This is a genomic window from Zhongshania aliphaticivorans, from assembly GCF_902705875.1.
Taxonomy (GTDB): Bacteria; Pseudomonadota; Gammaproteobacteria; order Pseudomonadales; family Spongiibacteraceae; genus Spongiibacter; species Spongiibacter aliphaticivorans_A.
In genome coordinates this window covers 703,021-722,158 of the sequence record NZ_CACSIK010000001.1, presented here as the reverse complement: position 1 = coordinate 722,158, position 19,138 = coordinate 703,021, and the positions used below count along the sequence as shown (strand labels likewise).

The window sequence follows — 19,138 nt, the reverse complement described above, 5'->3', positions numbered from 1 at the left end:
CGTTCTCCTTAAGCCGCAATGTGAATGTCGCTGGCTTCGCCCAATTCTCGAAAAATATTGCCGTAAAGTTTGTAGATCACTTGTGCACAATGCGTTATCGCGCGTTGATCTTCGATTTTTTCGATTTTGTTCATCAAGCCTTTATAAAAATTGACGTGCTCTATATCGAGTGCGCCATGTGAGCGCAGATAGCTAAACGCTTGAGTTGGGAGCCCCAGCGATTCCTGAATGGCTTCGGCCGCTTTGTCAGCTATGGCGATGCTTGTGCCCTCCAATACCAGCACCATGCCAAAAAAGCCGACCGGGTTACCGCGTGCAATAGTGTCGTAGACATAGGCAATCATGAGCTCTGTGCTCTGGCTCGGTTGACCGTAGCGAACAGTGTCGGGATCGATTCCACAGGCTCCAATATCGTTGAGAATCCACTCCTGATGCCCCGTTTCTTCCTCAATGTATTCAGCAATGGCGACGCGGAGCCACTCCTGCTCGGCAGTCAAACGACTTCCGCAAGCCATCAGTAGTGGCACTGTGTGCTTGACGTGGTGATACGCCTGGCTAAGAAAGGCAACATAATCCTCACGGGATAGCGCTCCTTGTGTGCCGCGTTGGATGAACTCAATGTCGTACAGCGCTCGCCGCTCAAACTCTGTTTGTGTTAATAGCGATGGGTAGAAATTTTCATCGTGGGAACTCATGTGCTGCATCATATTTTCTCCTGCTGCGTTTGGGTTAGGGAGCTTTATTACTGGCTTGGAATAGAGTGATTCGATCAGTGATTGGTAGCGTGTGTTTATGACATCACGTCGCGGACGCCCGTTAGCGGTAAGCTCGTCCTCTGTGACACTTAGGGGGCGCGGTAGACGCGCCCAGCCCTGTATGCAGGCATAGTCAGGTAGCTGTGAATTGGCTGCATCTATCCAGTTTTGCAGCACATTGCCTGGGATATCGATGTTTGCCCATATCAGCGCAACACAATAAGGGCGGTCTTCACCTACAACAACACACTGCTGAACCACTGGCGAGGCGAGCAGTTCGCTTTCAGGCCATTCAGGTTCAATATTGCGACCAAAGCTGCTGATCAGCAGATTCTTAGACCGGCCGGAAATAGTAAGAAATCCGTCGTTGATTTCACCCAAGTCACCGGTATAAACACTACTACCAACCGAGCTAGGGCTACCTATATAGCCGAGGAAGCGACTACCCGATACACAGGCTTCACCGTGTTCAAACGACAGTTCACAATGAGGCAGTGGCTGCCCAGCAGTGCCGGGTCGATCAGCACCCGGCCTGTTAAGTGAAATCACCGAGCCACATTCGGATAGGCCGTATCCTTCATAGACAGGCAAGCCTATTTCCCGTGCACGGTGAATTAATGCGGGGGCAACACGGGCGCCACCCACGGCGACAAACCGCAGCGACGACGGTGGTGTCCAACCGCAGTGTTCGTTGTGCGCTAGCAGTGCTTTTAACACTTGCGGAAGTAAAATAAGGCTTTGCGGGTTACTCCGGCTCAGGGTCTTGGTAAAGACATCGATATCGAGGCTAGAGCTTCCGGTAAAGCCCAGTTGTTTGAGCGGGGGTAACACCAAAGTGCCTCCACGAAGCAAGGCACTATAGGCGCCAGCAACGTTTTCAAGCAAAGCGGGCAGCGGTAATGCACAAAGATGACGCTGTAAGTTGATTCCGTCCAAGACATCAACCAGTGCGCCGGCTGTGTTGTCCATCGTCGACTGAGCAAGACAAACACCTTTGGGGTAGCCGGTAGAGCCAGATGTAAAGGTTATTTTGGTTGTGCCAAGGTGCAGAAATTTTCCTAATGATGGCGGCAGTATATGTATATACCAACCCCAGGATGTTGACGTGGGATATGAATCCCCTAAAAAGGTATTGAGTTGATCACACAGTACGGCACCGGCGCCAGTTGTATTGAGGGCGTGAGCAATTTGTTCAACCGTAAAAAAGTCAGGTAGCGGAATCAAAGTAATACCCGCTATCTGGCAAGCAAGGTCAACTACCAGCCAATCCGGTGAGTTGTCTGCGTAAAGACCCATCACGGGTATTCCTAGATGACTCAATTCATTGGCTAGTTGGGTGACCCGAGAATTAAGTGTGGCGTAAGTATAGGACTTATCGGAGGATACGAGCGCGAACTGCTCTGGCCGCTGCGTGGCGAAATGAGCAAGAGCTTGGGTAATCTTGCTCACAATGCATCTCCAAGCGCTTTGGCTATTAGCGGTTTACAGAGTTGCAGCAGTTCACTGGTCAAAGGGTGTTCGTCTAGCATTATGCGCGCCAGTGGAGCGTTGATTGCAGTAACCGCTGGTTTAGCGTCGTAGTAACTTCCCCAGTTTTTTAGATCATGGCCAAGGCGATGACCATCCGCGTGGCAAAGAACTATTTGCTCTAGACCTAATCGGTTTAGGAGCTTGCTGACCTCCGGCGTGGCAGTGAATATGGTCCACTGACAACCGCGCTGAACCATCAATTCTGTCAGTGCGATAAATAGTAGCTGGCTACTACCGCGCCAAGTCGATACCAAGTTGCCAATTTCAGTGATACTGCTCCGTGCCAACCTGTACCCCAGTATTTTTGAAAGCTGCTGATCAGCCGTTGTATCGAGATAGCGCTCCAAAAAAAGACTTTCGAATTGCGCACTGCGAAAACCAACGGCCGCACTGATATCGTTGTTGCATTGCAGTGTTAGTAACTCTGGCATGAATTGCTTAACGCGAGCGCCGTAGCGAGCATCAAATTTGTCAGCGATATAGCGCTCTACCTCCGGACGATTAGTATCGTCTCGACTTGTTAGTGAGAACTTTGGCGCTGAAGGCAACGGCAGGCGGCGTAGCTTTAGGGCTGGGTTTGATGATACTGATAAATTTCGTGCGCTGAACATACATCGTCCTCAATAGGGTTTCGATGCTTGAACTTTATTCAGTGATAATTAAGGCATTCTTAAGGCTTGCACTCCATGTGGAAATTACCTATGAGCTCTCTGTTTTGCAGTATTTAAGATACTTGCGTGTTCCTTAATTTTTTCTTAAGTATTGCTTGCTACCTTGGCGGATAAATATCTCTATAGGTGGGTTGAAATGACAGCAGTGCGTAGCTATGGCAGCATTTTGGCTTGCCTTCTCATGGTTTCTACACTTTCTTGCTCCGTTTTAGCCGGCGGCGATAAACCCTCACAAAACCAAGCATTTAATCTTAAAGAATTTCGCGGGAAATTGGTTTATCTGGATTTTTGGGCGTCTTGGTGCGGTCCTTGTCGTGCCTCATTTCCGTTTATGAATGCACTAGTCTCAAAGTACGGTGATAGTTTGCAGGTCGTAACGGTTAACCTTGATGAGGATCGTGATGATGCCAATGCGTTTATCGCGGAGTTCCCTCCAAACTTTCCAGTATTTTATGACCCTGATGGAAATTTAGCTTTGAAATACAGAGTAGCCGCTATGCCGAATTCTTTTCTGTTTGATCGCAACGGCAATCTGATCTTTACGCATTTAGGGTTTACTAAAAACTCCCCCATTGAACTTGAAGTGGAGATCGCCAAGGCTCTCGCACTATAGCTGAGGCGTGTTCACTGTCTTTGTGTTGTGAAAGACAGTACTGAACAGACAAATTTGATCCAATATTTTCTTGAATAAATCGACGAGGCACTGCCATGAAAAAAATGATTTTGTCGCTTATGGCGTGTAGCACGCTTGCTGCGTGTAGCAATATGGGTATTCAACCTTGGGAGCGTCAAACGCTAGCAAAACCAGAGATGGCGCTGGATGCTTCGCCGTTGCGGGCAGCGCTCGACGATCATATTTACTTCAGCAAGGAAGCGTCTAGCGGCGGGCGTGGCTTTGGTGGTGGCGGCTGTGGTTGTAACTAATCGCTCTGGAATTTAAGGATACGTAATGAAATCTAACACCAAAAAGAATATTCGCCTTTCGTTAGCCGCAGCTAGTTGTGCGCTGATTGGTTCACAGGGAGCTTTTGCCGAAGACAAGCTCGATGTTGGTGAGTGGGATGTGGGCGCGGCGCTCCTGTTTTACAGTGAAACAGATCGTGTGTCGGCCACTGAGCCTGTCATTACTGCACGAAAGCAGATCGATACCGATGAAACCCTTAATCTGAAACTCACCGTTGATACCTTAACCGGCGCTTCTGGTAGCGGTGCTGTAGCAACTGATTTGCCACAGACTTTCACTACACCTTCAGGCAACAGTAACTATGCCATCAGCCCCGGTGATACTCCGCTGGATGAGACCTTTAAAGATACCCGCATTGCTTTAAATGTAGCTTGGGAGCGTCCGATTGCGAAAGACCTCACGATGGTTTTAGGCGGCAATGTATCTACTGAGTACGACTATAAGTCGTTCGCGGTAAATTCGTCGCTGGCAAAAGATATGAACCGCGGAAATACCACGTGGAGTGCCGGTCTTTCTTTGGGTTTTGATACTGTTGATCCAGTGGGAGGCAAACCTATCGCCTTTGGTGTGATGCAGGAAGCTGGCGGTGTCCAACTACGTGATGGCAGCTCCGACAGTAAAATGTTGGTTGATGTTATGTTCGGTGTGACGCAGGTGATTGATGAAAACAGCTTATTTCAGGTGAATTACGTATTGAGCCAATCGAGCGGTTATCTCACGGACCCTTACAAAATTATCAGCGTAATAGACCCTGTAACAGGTCGACCTATGTTCCAGAATGTGGCCCAGCCAACGCTGCCCACCGTTGTTTATGAAAATCGTCCCGACAGCCGCTTGAAGCACAGTATTTTTGGACAGTACAAGCGGTACATCGGTGGCGATGTTCTCGACACCTCTTATCGCTTGATGGTTGATGACTGGGGGATCACTTCGCACACAATTGATTTACGTTACCGTTGGGCCTTTGCTGGGACTCAATATGTGGAGCCGCATGTGCGCTTTTATCAACAGAGCGCTGCTGATTTCTACACGCCATTTTTTGTGGACGGCCAGCAGCCTACCGCCGGTAATGAATCTGTGGAGGCTTCTGCAGATTACCGTTTGGGCGAATTTAACGGCTATACCGTTGGCCTCCAGTATGGCCAGGATAACCCTGAAAATGGCTGGAGTGTTGCGCTGGAGTATTACCTGCAAACTGGTGATGAGCCTTCTGACACATTTGGTGAATTAACTCGTCAAGAGCTCTATCCGGATATTGAGGCCGTCATGGTCCGCTTTATGTACGATTTTTAGGCGCGAATTTGAGTGTTAATTTTTGCGGTCAATGCTTGGGTGCGCTCGGTTGAGTTTGCACCCTTTTTTTTTCGAGGAGCGCTCCGCGCGGGGTGGTCAAAAATTATGAGTCACATTATAGGTAAATGGCTACTTGTGCTAGGCGTTCTGCTCGCGCCAGTAGGCTGGGCGGTCGCGTCAGAAAATATCGCTATTGAGGTAGCACTCGAAAGTGAATTCTTACCGGTCGAACAAGCTTATCAGTTGACTCCACGCATATCAGGGAATGAGTTGTTGCTGGAGTGGCAAATAGCAGACGGCTACTACTTGTATAGCCATCGCTTCAAATTGAGCCAGCATGGAGGAGAAGGCGATCAGAAAGTAGCATTTGATTTACCTTCGGGAAAAGTAAAGCACGACGAATATTTTGGTGACGTGGAGGTCTTTTACAATCAGGTGAGTCTGCGTACAGCACTTGTCGACTCACAGGTCTTCGACATTAAAGTGAGTTCTCAAGGATGCGCTGACGCGGGTTTGTGTTATCCACCCTATCATCAGTTATTCAGGGTTAACCCCTTAGACGCCACCGTGTTGCGTATTGATCCTTCAGCGAACGCAGACGTCAAAGACGCAGATGCATCGCTCGTCGACAGCAATCTACAGTCGCAGAGCTCTGCCACCGGTACTCAGGAAATCGAGCAACCTCAAACATCGTTGTGGCTAATGGCGACCATGGCCTTTCTTGGTGGTCTGATACTCAATTTGATGCCCTGCGTGTTCCCTGTGCTAGCGCTTAAAGCGATAAGCTTATTGGAAAGTACGGACACCTCGCCCACCCAAAGACGACTGCATGGCCTGGTGTATACCGCGGGTGTCGTTGCAAGTTTTATGGCGGTGGCAGGCTTGCTTATGATAATGAGGGCGTCAGGACAAGAATTGGGTTGGGGTTATCAACTACAATCTCCTTGGTTTGTTGGTGCCTTGGTCTATCTGTTTTTTCTGGTGGGGCTGAGCTTTTCCGGGTTTGTAGAACTCGGCGCGGGGTTCGCAGGGGTTGGTCAGAACTTGGTCGATAAAGGTGGCTTGTCCGGTTCGTTTTTTACCGGTGTTCTGGCTGTGGTTGTGGCAAGCCCTTGTACAGCGCCGTTTATGGGTGCATCGTTGGGGTTTGCTTTCACTCAGCCCGTACCAGTAGCGCTGACGGTATTCCTTGCGCTGGGCTTGGGTATGGCGGCGCCGTTTTTGTTGATATCGGTGGTGCCAGGAATAGGTAGATTACTGCCTAGGCCAGGCAACTGGATGGTCACACTTAAGGAAGTTTTGGCCTTCCCAATGTACCTCACGGGCATTTGGTTGTTATGGGTACTAGGTCGCCAGGCTGGCATTAATGGTGCGATGTTGGTTCTTGTGGGTTGTTTGCTCATTGCGATGGCATTGTATTTCTGGAGTGAGTCTCGGTGGCGGCGTGTAATTGCGGTAGTTACAGGGCTGGCTGCTGGCGCCATTCTTAGCTCCAGTCTGCTTATACCCAACGTCGTTGATTCTGCTAAGGAAGCAAATAGTGCATCCTCCCTAGCGAACAGCGAGAATACATCGGCATATAGTGTCGAAGGATTCTCTGCCTTATTAGATGATGGAGGGCCGGTATTTTTGGATGTGACCGCCGACTGGTGTATTACCTGTAAGGTTAATGAGCGCCTTGTGTTACATACCGAAGCCGTCAGCGCGGTGATGGCGGAGAAGCACATTCGTTACGTCAAAGCAGATTGGACCCGTCGTGACGCGCAAATAAGCCGTTTGCTCGCCCGTTACAATCGCGCCGGTGTTCCTCTCTACGTATTTTTTCCTGGTAAGGGCGAGCGTGAAGAGGTGTTGCCTCAAATACTTAGCACTGAAAAAATACTGGGGACTTTTAATCGTCTATAAGCTAGCCGATACTCAATGATCTACTAAGCATTTGTATAGCCAAAGCGATGAATCGAGAATTACGTTTAAACAATAGTGCGCAAGGCTTTGTCGGCCAGTTTGAGGCTATGGCAAGTCCATGTGAAGTGCTCATCGATAGTCACGACGAAGCGCTGGCGCAACGGATTGTAAAAACTATTTCTGCCGAAGCGTGGCGCATTGAGCAAAAGTTTAGCCGTTACCGTGAAGACAATATTGTTTATCAAATAAATAATGCTGCGGGCGCTCCCGTTGTGGTCGATGCAGAAACTGCGCACTTAATCGATTTTGCCGACCATGCTTATCAGATCAGCGCTGGGCTTTTTGATCTCTCCTCGGGTGTTCTCAGGCGTATCTGGAAATTTGATGGCAGCGCCAACGTTCCCAATGCGACATCTGCTAGGGCAATGCTCGGTATTGTGGGTTGGGACAAGGTCGAGTGGGTATCGCCGCAATTGCGAATGGCGCCGGATATGGAGATAGACTTTGGTGGTATTGGCAAAGAATATTCAGTTGATCGCGCTGCTGCGCTAGTCGCCGAGTACACCAACATACCCGTATTGATTAATTTTGGTGGAGACCTCTTCGCAAATGCTCCACCGAGCTATCAAGCACATTGGCTTGTAGGCGTTGAGAATATTGGAGGATTAAAATCTGCACTTATTCAGTTGCGGCGCGGAGGTTTAGCGACAAGCGGTGATGCGCGGCGCTTTCTGTTGCGTGACGGTACACGCTACTCCCATGTACTGAACCCATTAACAGCGTGGCCGGTAATGGATGCACCGCACTCCGTTACTGTTGCGGCCAACAGCTGTGTTGAGTCGGGTCTGCTGGCAACTCTGGCGATGTTGAATGGCCGCGACGCAGAAGAATTCCTCGATGCCCAAGATGTCCTGTATTGGTTGCAGCGTTAATACTGTAGAGAATTCACTTTCAGAATGGCCGCATACGCGAAACTGTGCATTGATACTCGTCTAAACCGAATGACAGCTAAAAGGTGATAACCGTACTTCTTACAAAGCTGTTGACTGCCAGTTAATTTACCTTAGCAGTCGCTCCAAGCGCACGACAGATCTTTTCCGTAAGCTGACCAAGACTGACATCTTATAGGTGAATCGACAGGTCGGAGTTAGGCATTCGTCAGCGGCCAACACTCAATCTGCTCCTCAGCCAAACAACTCGGCCAGTTTCTCTCCTGGCTCATCAGCCCGCATAAATGCCTCTCCCACCAAGAACGCATTTACACCATGCTCACGCATTGAGGCAACATCTTCTGCAGTATGAATACCGCTTTCAGTCACCACAATATGATCCTCACTAATTGCCCCGAGCAGCTCAAAGGTGTTTTGCAGAGAGGTTTCAAAATTATGTAAATTGCGGTTGTTAATACCAATTAAGCGATTACCTAAGGGTAGCGTGCGCGCCAATTCATCCGCGTTATGTACTTCAATCAACACGTCCATGCCCAAGTTTTGCGCCAACTGATTTAAACTTATCATCGTAGCGTCGTCTAAGGCTGCAGCAATCAACAAGATGCAATCAGCGCCTATCGCTCTTGCTTCATAGACTTGGTAAGGGTCAATAATAAAATCTTTGCGAATCACTGGCAGTGAACATGCCGCCCGCGCCTGTTGTAAAAACGCTTCCGAGCCTTGAAAAAAATCGGCGTCAGTCAATACCGACAAACACGCCGCACCGCCTTTTTCATAGCTTGCGGCGATATCTGCAGGTATGAAATTCTCTCGAATTACGCCTTTGGAGGGCGAAGCCTTTTTAACTTCGGCAATGACCGCTGATTTTCCCGCACCCAGCTTGTCCGCTAGCGATTTTACAAAACCACGCGGGGCAGATTCCAAGGCAATTTTCTGCTGCAAATCAGCAATAGATACTTGCTCAGTGCGCTCAGCTATCTCTTCGCGTTTGCGATCTAAAATTTTCTTTAAAACGGTAGGCGTACCACTCTCCTGCGCCATTATTCAGCCCCTTGTGACGATGTTAAGCCCTGACTAAACGTAGCAAGTTCACCCATTTTTTCTAATGCCTGGCCACCGTGAATAGTATCTTCTGCCAAAGCCACACCGTGTTTTAAGCTACTTACAACACCCGCAACATATAGGGCGGCACCGGCATTAAGGGCAATCATATCTGCCGCTTTATTACCGGCATCGGTTTCACGCTTACCAAGTGCATCACGAATCAGCGCCAACGACGCCTCGCTGTCAGCCACATCTAAGCCCACCAAACTCTGGCTTTTTATCCCAACATCTTCTGGAGTTAATAGGTATTCTTGAATATCACCGTCTTTCAACTCGGCCACTTCCGTGGCGGTAGCTAAACTTATTTCGTCTAAACCATCTTTGGCGTGAACCACCATCACATGCTCGGCGCCTAAACGCTTTAATACCTCAGCCAGTGGGCGACAAAGCTCAGAACTGAACACTCCCAAGACCAAGCGCGTCACGCCGGCGGGGTTAGTCAGCGGCCCCAAAATATTAAAAATCGTGCGCTGAGCAATATCTCGGCGCACGCCAATCGCGTGTTTCATCGCACTGTGATGATTAACCGCAAACATAAACCCAACACCGACTTCACGAATGCAGCGCTCGACTTGCTGGGGGTTTAGATCTAACTGAATACCCGCGCTCTCAAGTAAATCTGCACTGCCGCTTTTAGAAGATACGGAGCGATTACCATGCTTGGCAACGTGCGCCCCTGCGGCCGCAATGACAAATGTGCTCGCCGATGAAACATTAAACAGATTAGCGCCATCACCACCGGTTCCAACGATATCAACCACATTGTCTAAGCCAGAAATATCTACCGGCGCCGCCAGCTCACGCATGACCTGTGCCGCGCCTTCAATTTCATCAAGGCTTTCACTTTTCATGCGCAGCGCTATTAAGAAGGCCGCAATCTGAGCATCACTACACTGCCCCGTCATGATGTCACGCATCACTGACGCCATCTCAACGGTACTCAAACTAATATGACGCACCACTAAACCCAGTGCGTCTTTAATGTTCATTTCACTCATGAGCGACGCTCCAAAAAGTTCTTAAACAGTTCATGGCCCTGCTCAGACAAGATTGATTCTGGATGAAATTGCACGCCCTCAACATCGAGGGTTTTATGCCGAACACCCATAATTTCGTCCACCTCACCCTCTGGAGTTTGGGTCCACGAGGTGACTTCCAAGCACTCTGGCAGGCTGGCTTTTTCAATCACCAACGAGTGATAACGCGTGGCTACTACTGGATTGTTTAGGCCGGTGAATACCCCAGTATTGTGGTGATACATCGGTGAGGTTTTACCGTGCATGACTTCTCTTGCCCGCACGATATTGCCGCCAAAAGCCTGGCCTATACTTTGATGCCCCAAGCACACACCGAGAATAGGAATTTCACCTGCAAATGCTTTGATGGCCGCCAGTGAAATACCTGCCTCATTGGGCGTACAAGGGCCGGGAGAAATAACTAAATGACTGGGTGCCATTGCTCGTATTTCATCAATACTCACTTCATCATTGCGCAGTACCTTAACGTCTGCGCCCAGCTCGGCAAAATATTGCACGACGTTGTAGGTGAAGGAGTCGTAATTATCGATCATTAATAACATTATGACGCCTCCCCATTGCTATTCACTTCTAGGGTATCCACATCACCCGCCGCACTCTGCACCATCGACGCCGCCGCAAACACCGCCCGCGCCTTGTTCATGGTTTCTTTCCACTCTAAACGTGGCTGCGAATCTGCCACTATGCCGGCACCAGCCTGAATATGTAATTGATCATCTTTGATAACCGCAGTGCGAATGGCTATTGCGGTATCCATATTGCCATTCCAACTCAAATAACCCACTGCGCCACCGTAAACACCGCGCTTAACCGATTCCAACTCATCAATAATTTCCATGGCTCGCACCTTGGGCGCGCCACTCAAGGTTCCCGCAGGCAGGGTTGCTCTAAGAACATCCATGGCGCGGATATCATCGCGAACTTGGGCGCGCACATTAGAGACAATATGCATGACGTGGGAGTAACGCTCTACCACCATCTTATCGCTTAATTCCACGGTACCCGTCTTGGCAACACGCCCCGCATCATTGCGCCCCAAATCAATAAGCATCAAGTGCTCAGCAATTTCCTTGGGGTCTGCCAACAGCTCTTTTTCTAGCGCGAGATCCTCTGCCTCCGTGTGACCACGGCGACGCGTACCCGCAATCGGGCGTACGGTTACTTCACCATCTTCTAAGCGCGCCAAGATTTCGGGTGACGAGCCGACAATATGAAAATCGTCAAGATTGAGATAGTACATATACGGCGAGGGATTAAGATGCCGCAACGCACGATAAAAATTGAGAGGCGAGGCCGTAAACGGAATGCTTAAACGCTGAGACAGCACCACTTGCATGGTGTCACCCGCCAATACGTACTCCCTTACTTTTTCTACCGCTTCTTTAAAATTGTCTTCACCAAAACTAGAGACAAAATCCGTTTCCTTAACACCATCTGCACTTAAATTCAGGGTCGGCAACATCGGTGATAAGCCGCGCAGCATCTGCTCGTAGGAATCCAGTTTTTCCTGCGCTTTGCTATACCCCGCCGCGTCAGCAGGGTCGGCATGCGTAATGATTTTTACAATACCCGACAAGTTGTCGAATACCAGCAACTCCTCTGACACCATCAAGAGAATGTCTGGCGTACCCAATGCATCTGGTGGTGTGGTCGGAACCAGTTTAGGCTCAATATAGCGCACACAATCATAGGCAAAGTAGCCCACAAGCCCGCCGTAAAAAGCGGGGAGTTCATCGATATCAGGTACTTGATATCTTTCTTGAAAGGTTTCGACAAAGGCTAGCGGGTCTTCACATTCGTGAGACTCAACAAGTTTACCGTCTTGAGAGATAGTAATCTGCTGCCCCGTAGCTCGCAGCACCGTGCGCGCACCTAAGCCAATAATGGAGTAACGGCCCCACTTTTCACCGCCCTGTACAGACTCAAAGAGGAAGCTATAAGGCTCTGCGGCGAGTTTTAAATATGCGCTGAGGGGAGTATCGAGGTCGGCCAGCACGTCGCGGTATACAGGTATACGGTTATAACGTTGCTGCGCCAGTTCATTGTATCGCTGGGCTTGCATGATAAATCCTTAAAAATGGTTTCGGCTTGGTAATCTGCTAGTTGCAGTGTTGCTTATTGCAAGAGCTACCATCGCCATCGACGGCAATCACACAGCAGTGTTATGCGGGCGTTATGCACCATTTTTCTAGACTCATCACACGTAATTAAAATGTCAAAACATTGTAACCGAGCAAGCACCGTGGGGAAACCTCAAAAATCCCCATAGTTTAGCAACTAATCGTCTTCATTCATCACGGGCTTGCGTATCAGCTGCTGCATACTCTGCTGAACATCTGGCCCTAGCAGCGCTACCCAGCGTTGTGATAAAGCCTCTAGGCGCTTATCCACCTGCAAGAATTCACCTTCATCTCGCTCTTCAACTAATAACAAGCCCTGCTGAATCAGGGTGTCAATGTAGCTACGAAACAGGTTCTTATCAAAGTATTCCGGTGCTTCTCGGCCACTCAAAATAGCCAAGCGCTGAGCCATTTCAATGGTGTTTTTCTCAATATCTTTGCGCAGTGCCGCCACGTCGGAAATATCCTGCACCAACAGCAAACTGGTAATGGTGTAGCGCTCAAAGGTCTCTCTAAGAATACGCCCCAAGCCGGTTAAGACCGCATAATCGGCGGTTCCCACATTGGCGCGACTAAGACTGCCGTCATCATTTCGAGACAATAAATCGAGGGCCACCAAGTTATTAATTTGCTCTTTTACCGCCGCCGCACAATCTTCTATTTTAATGCGCAAAAACAATTCGTTTTTAACAAAGGGGTAAAGTAGCACGCAGCCTTCTATTAAATCGGCCTCATTAACACGCTGGCTGTGGCGGAAAAAACGGGCAATTAAACTCGGTAGTGCCAGCACATGCATCACCGAATTTCGATAATACGTTAGCATCACAGCCTCTTTACCGGTAGCGGTGATAATTGCCCCCCAGGGATGATCTATTCTAGACAAGCCGGCAGTGCGCGCCGCTTGCTCAAAAATCTCTTTGGCACTGCCTTCCGGCAAGGTAATATCAGGGCTATAGGGCAGGCGTCGCAATATCGCAATAAAGTGGTCAATTTGCAGCAATAACTCATCTTCAGCCATTGCCCGCTGTGGGCTAGATAATAAAATCATCGCGACCAGACCAATCGGATTCACCACCGCCGCCGCGTTGATACGCTCCATATTTTCCAATGCAATATAGTCGATAACCGCTGGTACAAAAGAGTGGTCACCAGCCTGACTGCGTTTACGCCAATCGGGTTCGATATGACTAAAGCACTCATCCAACCGCAAAGGCTGACCAAAGGCGACGTGGGGGCTGCCATAAGACGATTTAAAAATTTTCCGCGCTTTTAACAAACCACCCGCAGATTCGCTCTTTTTCGTTGCCCCGCGCAATTCTTTTACATAAGACGCGCTTTCTACCAATTTGTCATAACAAACATAAATCGGCACCAACGCCACATTGCGGCCGGGTTGCTGAATAAAACTCTCCACCGTCATTTTCAGCATGCCCTTTTTCGGTGGCAATAAACGTCCTGTGCGACTTCGACCGCCCTCAGGAAAAAATTCCACCGGGTAACCTCGCCCCAACAAAACATCAAGATAAGACTTGAATATGGCTGAATACAATTTTTGGCCACCAAAGCTACGTCGAATATAAAACGCCCCGCCACGCCGCAACAAACCACCCACCGGCCAGAAGTTTAAATTCACCCCAGCGGCAATATGTGGTGGCACCAAGCCCTGCATATATAGCGTGTAAGAGATTAACAAGTAATCAAAGTGGCTTCGGTGAGACGGCATATAAATTAATTGCTGACTATTTGCCGTTTCCCGCAGGCGCGCTACATGGTGAATATTCAAGCCAGAAAAAATCTTGCGGAATGCCCAGGTTAAAATAAGCTCTAATGCCCGAATCATGCGGCCGTCAAAATTAGCGGCAACTTCCTCGGCCATTTTTCGGGCCTGCTTATTAACCGCCTCAGGTTTAGTCTTAGCGTCATTTTTCTCTTCAGCAATAGCGTCTCTAACCACTTGGCGCCGCAATACCACATCGACGATTTGCTGACGCGACAACAAGCTTGGGCCAAGGCTGGCCGCTTTGCGGCGAGAATAGTAAAACGACAACATCCGCGCCATGACGGCGGCCCCTGCAACAGGGTCCTGTTTACGGGCAACAAACGTGCTGAACTGCAAGGGCTGGGCAATATGAATAAGTACATTGCGACGCTGCGCCAAGATCACCATAAGCTTGCGAATGGCACCGGCTCGCTCACCATCGCCCAGTAATAATTTGAAAAAGGAGGTTTCACTGCCAGGGTCTCGGCCCCAAAAAACTGACACCGGCACAATTTGCAAAGGGTAGTCTCCCTCTGCTGCCTGAGCGACCAACGCCGCCATAGTGTTAGTGCCTCGGGAGCCACCGCGCTGACCGCTAAGCACCGGCAAATACAGGCAGGCAGCACGGTCGTGATCAGGTAGTTTTCCGGGTGTGGCGCGTAAAAGGGGAAGTTCATACGCCTTAAAAACACGCTCTAATAAAAATCGATCTGTCCAACTATGTTGGCGTAACACATAGCATACCGGCTTACCGTTTAACTCAGCGTGTAGTGACTCATCAAACTGCACCAATTTAGGCTTTATACCCGCAAGAAACGGTGCGGACAGCATCCGACACAACAAAAAAAATAAGCGCGTAAACCACGGCATAATGCATCAATCCTTATTAATCGGCGCTGCTCGCCAGTCTCAATACGAGAATAAACCGATATTCCCATCACCAACGAAGCCACTGCGCGCGATTTTACTTGGTCTGTCGCGCCACGTCGCGGTTTTCAGTTAGAAGGTTTACCCTACGGCCCAAATTAGCCAAGCGCCTGCGCTGATAAAGTACTTACTCGCCACCAGAGGTCAGCGATTCATGTACAATCGTCCAAAGATAAATCTACCTTAAATGTCTTACCGTTTTATGCAGGCCAAGCCATGACTTTTGCAAAAAGCCCAACCTTCGACAACAGCTACGCTCGGCAATCCACCCAATTTTTCAGCCCTCAAGCACCAACTCCCGTACCCACACCTAACTTAATTAGGGCCAATACCGCCCTCGCAGAAGAGTTAGGGATTGATCCCCAATGGCTGATCTCGCCACAGGGGATTGCCACCATGGCGGGCAACCATATTCCTGACGGCGCAGAGCCCATTGCCACCGTATACGCCGGCCACCAGTTTGGCGGCTGGAATCCCCAACTTGGCGATGGCCGCGCGGTATTGCTCGGCGAATTAATCGCTAAAAACGGGATACGCTATGACTGGCAGCTCAAAGGCTCTGGTCGCACCCCATATTCCCGTGGCGGCGACGGCAAATCACCGCTAGGCCCCGTTCTTCGTGAGTATATTTTGTGTGAAGCCATGGCGGCACTCGATATACCCACCACCCGTGCCCTAGGGGCTGTCACCAGTGGCGAATTAGTCTTCCGAGACCAAGCACTGCCCGGCGCGGTCTTTAGTCGAGTTGCTCAAAGTCATATTCGTGTTGGCACCATGCAATATTTTGCCGCCAGGCAAGATAACGAGGCATTGCTAAACCTAAGCAATTACTTAATCGACCGTCATTTCAGTACTGCCAAGCAGGCAAATAACCCCATTGCAGCCATGCTGGATGAGATTATTCAGCGTCAAGCCACCCTTATTGCGCAATGGCAATCTGTAGGTTTTATTCACGGCGTAATGAACACCGACAATATGCTGCTCTGCGGAGAAACCGTTGACTACGGTCCCTGCGCCTTTATGGACAGCTACGACCCCGCCACAGTATTTAGCTCCATTGATCAAAATGGTCGCTATGCCTATGGCAACCAACCCGCCATCGGCCACTGGAATTTGGCCCAACTTGCTCAAGCATTATTGCCAATTCTTGATAACAGCCCCGATGCCAGCGAAGAAAGTGCTGTCGCTATCGCCCAAGAAGCCCTCAACAGTTTTCCCGAGCGTTTTCTGATCGCTTATCAAGACATCATCAAAAACAAACTCGGCTTTGCTGAATTCACAGAACCAGATGATGCGCTATATCAAGATTTGCTCTCAATCATGGAGCAAGAAAAAGCAGACTTTACCCTCTGCTTCCGTCGCTTAGCTGAACTCTCAGACGAAGCCAGCTGTATCAACAACAGCGTTCGCGAATTATTTGAATTTAGCGATGCATTTACGCCATGGTTGCAGCAATGGCGGCAGCGACTGATTGAAGACGAGCAAACGCCAGCCCAGCGTCAAGCAATTATGTTCAAGGCCAACCCTGTCTTTATTCCACGTAATCATCTTGTCCAAGAAGCAATTGCCGCCGCCGAACAAGACAACGACTTGAGTTTTTTTAATCAGCTCGTCGATGTACTGCAAACGCCGCACACCTTCACGCAAGACAAGCAACGCTACGCGATGCCTGCGGCTCCAAGCGAGCGAGTATTCCAAACCTTTTGCGGAACATAGAAATAGCACAGCAATAAACACCACATCAACACAAGTATATTAAGGACACACCATGAGAATTTGCGGCGTAGAACTGAGTAGCAACGATGCCGTTGTCTGCTTACTTAGCTTAGATGGCCAGCAATTTAATATTCCCGGTTGCCGAGCACGAAAAATTAGCTTGCCAAAGGATCACAGCCGCGAAGATTTACAACAATTTCAAACGGCGTTTAGTCAGCTCATGCAAGATTATAAAATTGATAAAGTCGCCATCAAAGGCCGCTTGCCCAAAGGCAAATTTGCCGGCGGTGCCGTGAGCTTCAAACTTGAAGCGACTATTCAGCTTATTGCCGATATCGATGTTGTTCTTATTACCTCAACACAGGCAAAAGCCACGCTGGCAGAACACCCTCTGCCAATTCCCTTTGCCGACACCGAACTCAAAGGGTTTCAAGAAGCCGCCTTTATCACCGCCTACGTAGCTCATAAAATGAGCGCATAGCGTTATTTGGAAAAGCCCATGTTTAGCAATAAAGATGATAACAAACCACTTTACCTCACTCGTGAAGACCCCAAGCATCCGCTGGCCGCTTACTCGAAACACGCGTTTGAATTGGATGGCTTTGAATGGCCTTCAGTGGAACACTATTACCAAGCAATGAAATTTGACGATGCCGACTATCGTGAGCAAATTCGCCAAGCCGCTCACCCGGCAGAAGCCGCAAAGCTTGGTAAAAGTAGAAAACACCAACGGCGCAAAGACTGGAAAAAACACAGCGTGACCTATATGACACGAGGCTGTTATATCAAGTGCCGTGCACATACCGATGTCGCTGAACTACTATTAAACTCTGGCGATGCTGAAATTAAAAATACCAGTCAGTACGATTACTTTTGGGGAAGCGGGCGCGATACCCGAGGTGATAACAACTTTGGCAAAATGCTTATGGGCGTGAGAAAGAAATTACGCGAAGAAACTCAAAATTCAAATAAGTAGTATTCACTGCCAGCGCGAATTACATAGTTTCATTACCCACCCGGTGCTCATTGATAACACCGAGTGGGTATTTTGCTTACTTTAAGCTAAGACTAGGCCTTATCTAAAGCCTGACTAACATCGGCAATAATATCGTCGATGTGCTCGATGCCCACTGAGATTCTAATCAAATCAGCGCTTACACCTGCAGACGCCAGCTCAGCCTCATTCAACTGTCGATGCGTGGTTGACGCTGGATGACAGGCCAAGGATTTAGCGTCACCAATATTCACCAAACGGAGAATCATTTCTAAGGAATCGATAAACCGTGTGCAGGCCTCAATACCACCCTCTACGCCAAAACTAATAATGCCAGAGGCGCGTGAATTCGTGATCTTTTGGCAGGTTTCATAATAAGGGCTGTCTGGCAAAGCCGCGTAATTTACCCACTTCACTTTTTCATGGTTCTGAAGGTAAGCCGCCAATTTCTCAGCATTTTCACAGTGGCGATCCATTCGCAAACCTAAAGTCTCAAGGCCCTGCAAAATTTGAAACGCATTAGTCGGCGATAGCGCCGCACCCATATTTCTCAGCGGCACAACACGACAGCGACCAATATACGCTGCAGGCCCTAGCGCTTCGGTATACACCACGCCATGATAGGAAGGATCTGGCTCATTTAAAATTGGAAAACGCGCCTTATTTGCCACCCAGTCAAACTTGCCAGAATCGACAATCGCCCCGCCAACTGAAGTGCCGTGACCACCAATATATTTGGTCAGGGAATGAACAACAATATCAGCACCCAGCTCAAAGGGTCGGCACAAATAGGGAGTCGCTACGGTGTTATCAACAATTAGCGGCACACCATGTTTATGAGCAATATCTGCCAAGCGCGCTATATCCACCACATTGCCGGCAGGGTTGCCAATAGACTCACAAAATACCGCTTTGGTGTTTTCATCAATCGCCTGTTCAAAGCCGGCATAATCATCGTGCGAAATCATCCGCGCTTCCACGCCTTGGCGTGGTAAAGAGTGGGCAAAGAAATTATAGGTTCCACCATATAATTGGCTGGTACTGACGATATTGTCGCCAACCTCGCAAATACATTGAATAGCATAGGTAATGGCCGCCATGCCGGAGGCGACACATAAGGCACCAACACCGCCTTCCATTGCAGCAACTCGTTTTTCCAACACATCAGTGGTTGGGTTCATAATGCGCGTATAAATATTGCCCGGCACTTTTAGATCAAATAAATCAGCACCGTGCTGGGTATCATCAAAGGTGTAAGACGTGGTTTGGTAGATTGGAACCGCGGCAGCTTTGGTGGTTTCTTCCGACTTATACCCTTCGTGTAGGGCTATCGATTCAAGTTTCATTTTGATCCTTTATTCATTAATTCTGTTTTTATTAAGGCCTTAGCCATCTCATACCTATGTGCAACTT

The 19,138-nt window shown here is 49.0% G+C and carries 16 protein-coding genes; 8 read left to right on the top strand and 8 right to left on the bottom strand.

Annotated features, from left to right (window positions below; all coding sequences use genetic code 11):
* Positions 1-8: 8 nt before the first annotated feature.
* Together AELLOGFF_RS03365 and AELLOGFF_RS03360 are read right to left on the bottom strand one after the other, a co-directional pair.
* The gene (locus AELLOGFF_RS03365; protein ID WP_159267343.1) at positions 9-2,204 is read right to left on the bottom strand and encodes an AMP-binding protein; all 2,196 of its coding nucleotides are present in this window, start codon (positions 2,202-2,204) and stop codon (positions 9-11) included.
* Complete coding sequence (locus tag AELLOGFF_RS03360) at positions 2,201-2,896, bottom strand: thermostable hemolysin (protein WP_159267342.1); 696 nt, start codon at positions 2,894-2,896, stop codon at positions 2,201-2,203. Before AELLOGFF_RS03360 ends, AELLOGFF_RS03365 begins: the two co-directional genes overlap by 4 nt.
* 196 nt (positions 2,897-3,092) lie before the next feature.
* On the opposite strand from AELLOGFF_RS03360, the gene AELLOGFF_RS03355 reads away from it, so the two are divergent.
* From AELLOGFF_RS03355 to AELLOGFF_RS03335, 5 genes are all read left to right on the top strand, one after another.
* On the top strand, positions 3,093-3,569 hold the full coding sequence (locus tag AELLOGFF_RS03355; protein WP_159267341.1) for a TlpA family protein disulfide reductase: 477 nt from the start codon (positions 3,093-3,095) through the stop codon (positions 3,567-3,569).
* A 95-nt stretch (positions 3,570-3,664) separates the two neighbouring features.
* On the top strand, positions 3,665-3,880 hold the full coding sequence (locus AELLOGFF_RS03350; protein ID WP_159267340.1) for a DUF4266 domain-containing protein: 216 nt from the start codon (positions 3,665-3,667) through the stop codon (positions 3,878-3,880).
* Positions 3,881-3,905: 25 nt separating this feature from the next.
* On the top strand, positions 3,906-5,213 hold the full coding sequence (locus tag AELLOGFF_RS03345) for a DUF3570 domain-containing protein (protein WP_159267339.1): 1,308 nt from the start codon (positions 3,906-3,908) through the stop codon (positions 5,211-5,213).
* 105 nt (positions 5,214-5,318) lie between these two features.
* The gene (locus tag AELLOGFF_RS03340; RefSeq protein ID WP_159267338.1) at positions 5,319-7,118 is read left to right on the top strand and encodes a protein-disulfide reductase DsbD family protein; all 1,800 of its coding nucleotides are present in this window, start codon (positions 5,319-5,321) and stop codon (positions 7,116-7,118) included.
* 47 nt (positions 7,119-7,165) lie between these two features.
* Complete coding sequence (locus AELLOGFF_RS03335) at positions 7,166-8,050, top strand: FAD:protein FMN transferase (protein WP_159267337.1); 885 nt, start codon at positions 7,166-7,168, stop codon at positions 8,048-8,050.
* A gap of 252 nt (positions 8,051-8,302) precedes the next feature.
* Here AELLOGFF_RS03335 and trpC read toward each other — a convergent pair whose 3' ends face one another.
* From trpC to plsB, 5 genes are all read right to left on the bottom strand, one after another.
* Positions 8,303-9,109, bottom strand: a complete 807-nt coding sequence (trpC, locus tag AELLOGFF_RS03330) for an indole-3-glycerol phosphate synthase TrpC (RefSeq protein ID WP_159267336.1) — start codon at positions 9,107-9,109, stop codon at positions 8,303-8,305.
* Positions 9,109-10,161, bottom strand: coding sequence for an anthranilate phosphoribosyltransferase (gene trpD, locus AELLOGFF_RS03325; protein ID WP_159269263.1), 1,053 nt, complete (start codon positions 10,159-10,161; stop codon positions 9,109-9,111). The genes trpC and trpD overlap by 1 nt, the downstream gene beginning before the upstream one ends.
* A gap of 5 nt (positions 10,162-10,166) precedes the next feature.
* Positions 10,167-10,751 carry an aminodeoxychorismate/anthranilate synthase component II gene (locus AELLOGFF_RS03320; protein WP_159267335.1) on the bottom strand — a complete coding sequence of 195 codons (585 nt, stop codon included), beginning with the start codon at positions 10,749-10,751 and terminating at the stop codon, positions 10,167-10,169.
* Positions 10,751-12,271, bottom strand: coding sequence for an anthranilate synthase component I (gene trpE, locus AELLOGFF_RS03315; RefSeq protein ID WP_159267334.1), 1,521 nt, complete (start codon positions 12,269-12,271; stop codon positions 10,751-10,753). The genes AELLOGFF_RS03320 and trpE overlap by 1 nt, the downstream gene beginning before the upstream one ends.
* Before the next feature lie 215 nt (positions 12,272-12,486).
* Positions 12,487-14,958 carry a glycerol-3-phosphate 1-O-acyltransferase PlsB gene (gene plsB / locus AELLOGFF_RS03310; RefSeq protein ID WP_159267333.1) on the bottom strand — a complete coding sequence of 824 codons (2,472 nt, stop codon included), beginning with the start codon at positions 14,956-14,958 and terminating at the stop codon, positions 12,487-12,489.
* Positions 14,959-15,231: 273 nt separating this feature from the next.
* On the opposite strand from plsB, the gene AELLOGFF_RS03305 reads away from it, so the two are divergent.
* Genes AELLOGFF_RS03305 through AELLOGFF_RS03295 form a run of 3 tightly spaced genes read left to right on the top strand, consistent with a single transcriptional unit; the run spans position 15,232 to position 17,707 of the window.
* Complete coding sequence (locus AELLOGFF_RS03305) at positions 15,232-16,731, top strand: protein adenylyltransferase SelO (RefSeq protein WP_159267332.1); 1,500 nt, start codon at positions 15,232-15,234, stop codon at positions 16,729-16,731.
* A 52-nt stretch (positions 16,732-16,783) separates the two neighbouring features.
* Positions 16,784-17,212: a DUF3010 family protein gene (locus AELLOGFF_RS03300; RefSeq protein WP_159267331.1), complete on the top strand. Its 429-nt coding sequence runs from the start codon at positions 16,784-16,786 to the stop codon at positions 17,210-17,212.
* An 18-nt stretch (positions 17,213-17,230) separates the two neighbouring features.
* Positions 17,231-17,707 carry an NADAR family protein gene (locus tag AELLOGFF_RS03295; RefSeq protein WP_159267330.1) on the top strand — a complete coding sequence of 159 codons (477 nt, stop codon included), beginning with the start codon at positions 17,231-17,233 and terminating at the stop codon, positions 17,705-17,707.
* Between the two features lie 92 nt (positions 17,708-17,799).
* Here the strand turns inward: AELLOGFF_RS03295 and AELLOGFF_RS03290 are convergent, their stop codons facing one another.
* Positions 17,800-19,071, bottom strand: a complete 1,272-nt coding sequence (locus tag AELLOGFF_RS03290) for an O-acetylhomoserine aminocarboxypropyltransferase/cysteine synthase family protein (RefSeq protein ID WP_159267329.1) — start codon at positions 19,069-19,071, stop codon at positions 17,800-17,802.
* Positions 19,072-19,138: the final 67 nt, after the last annotated feature.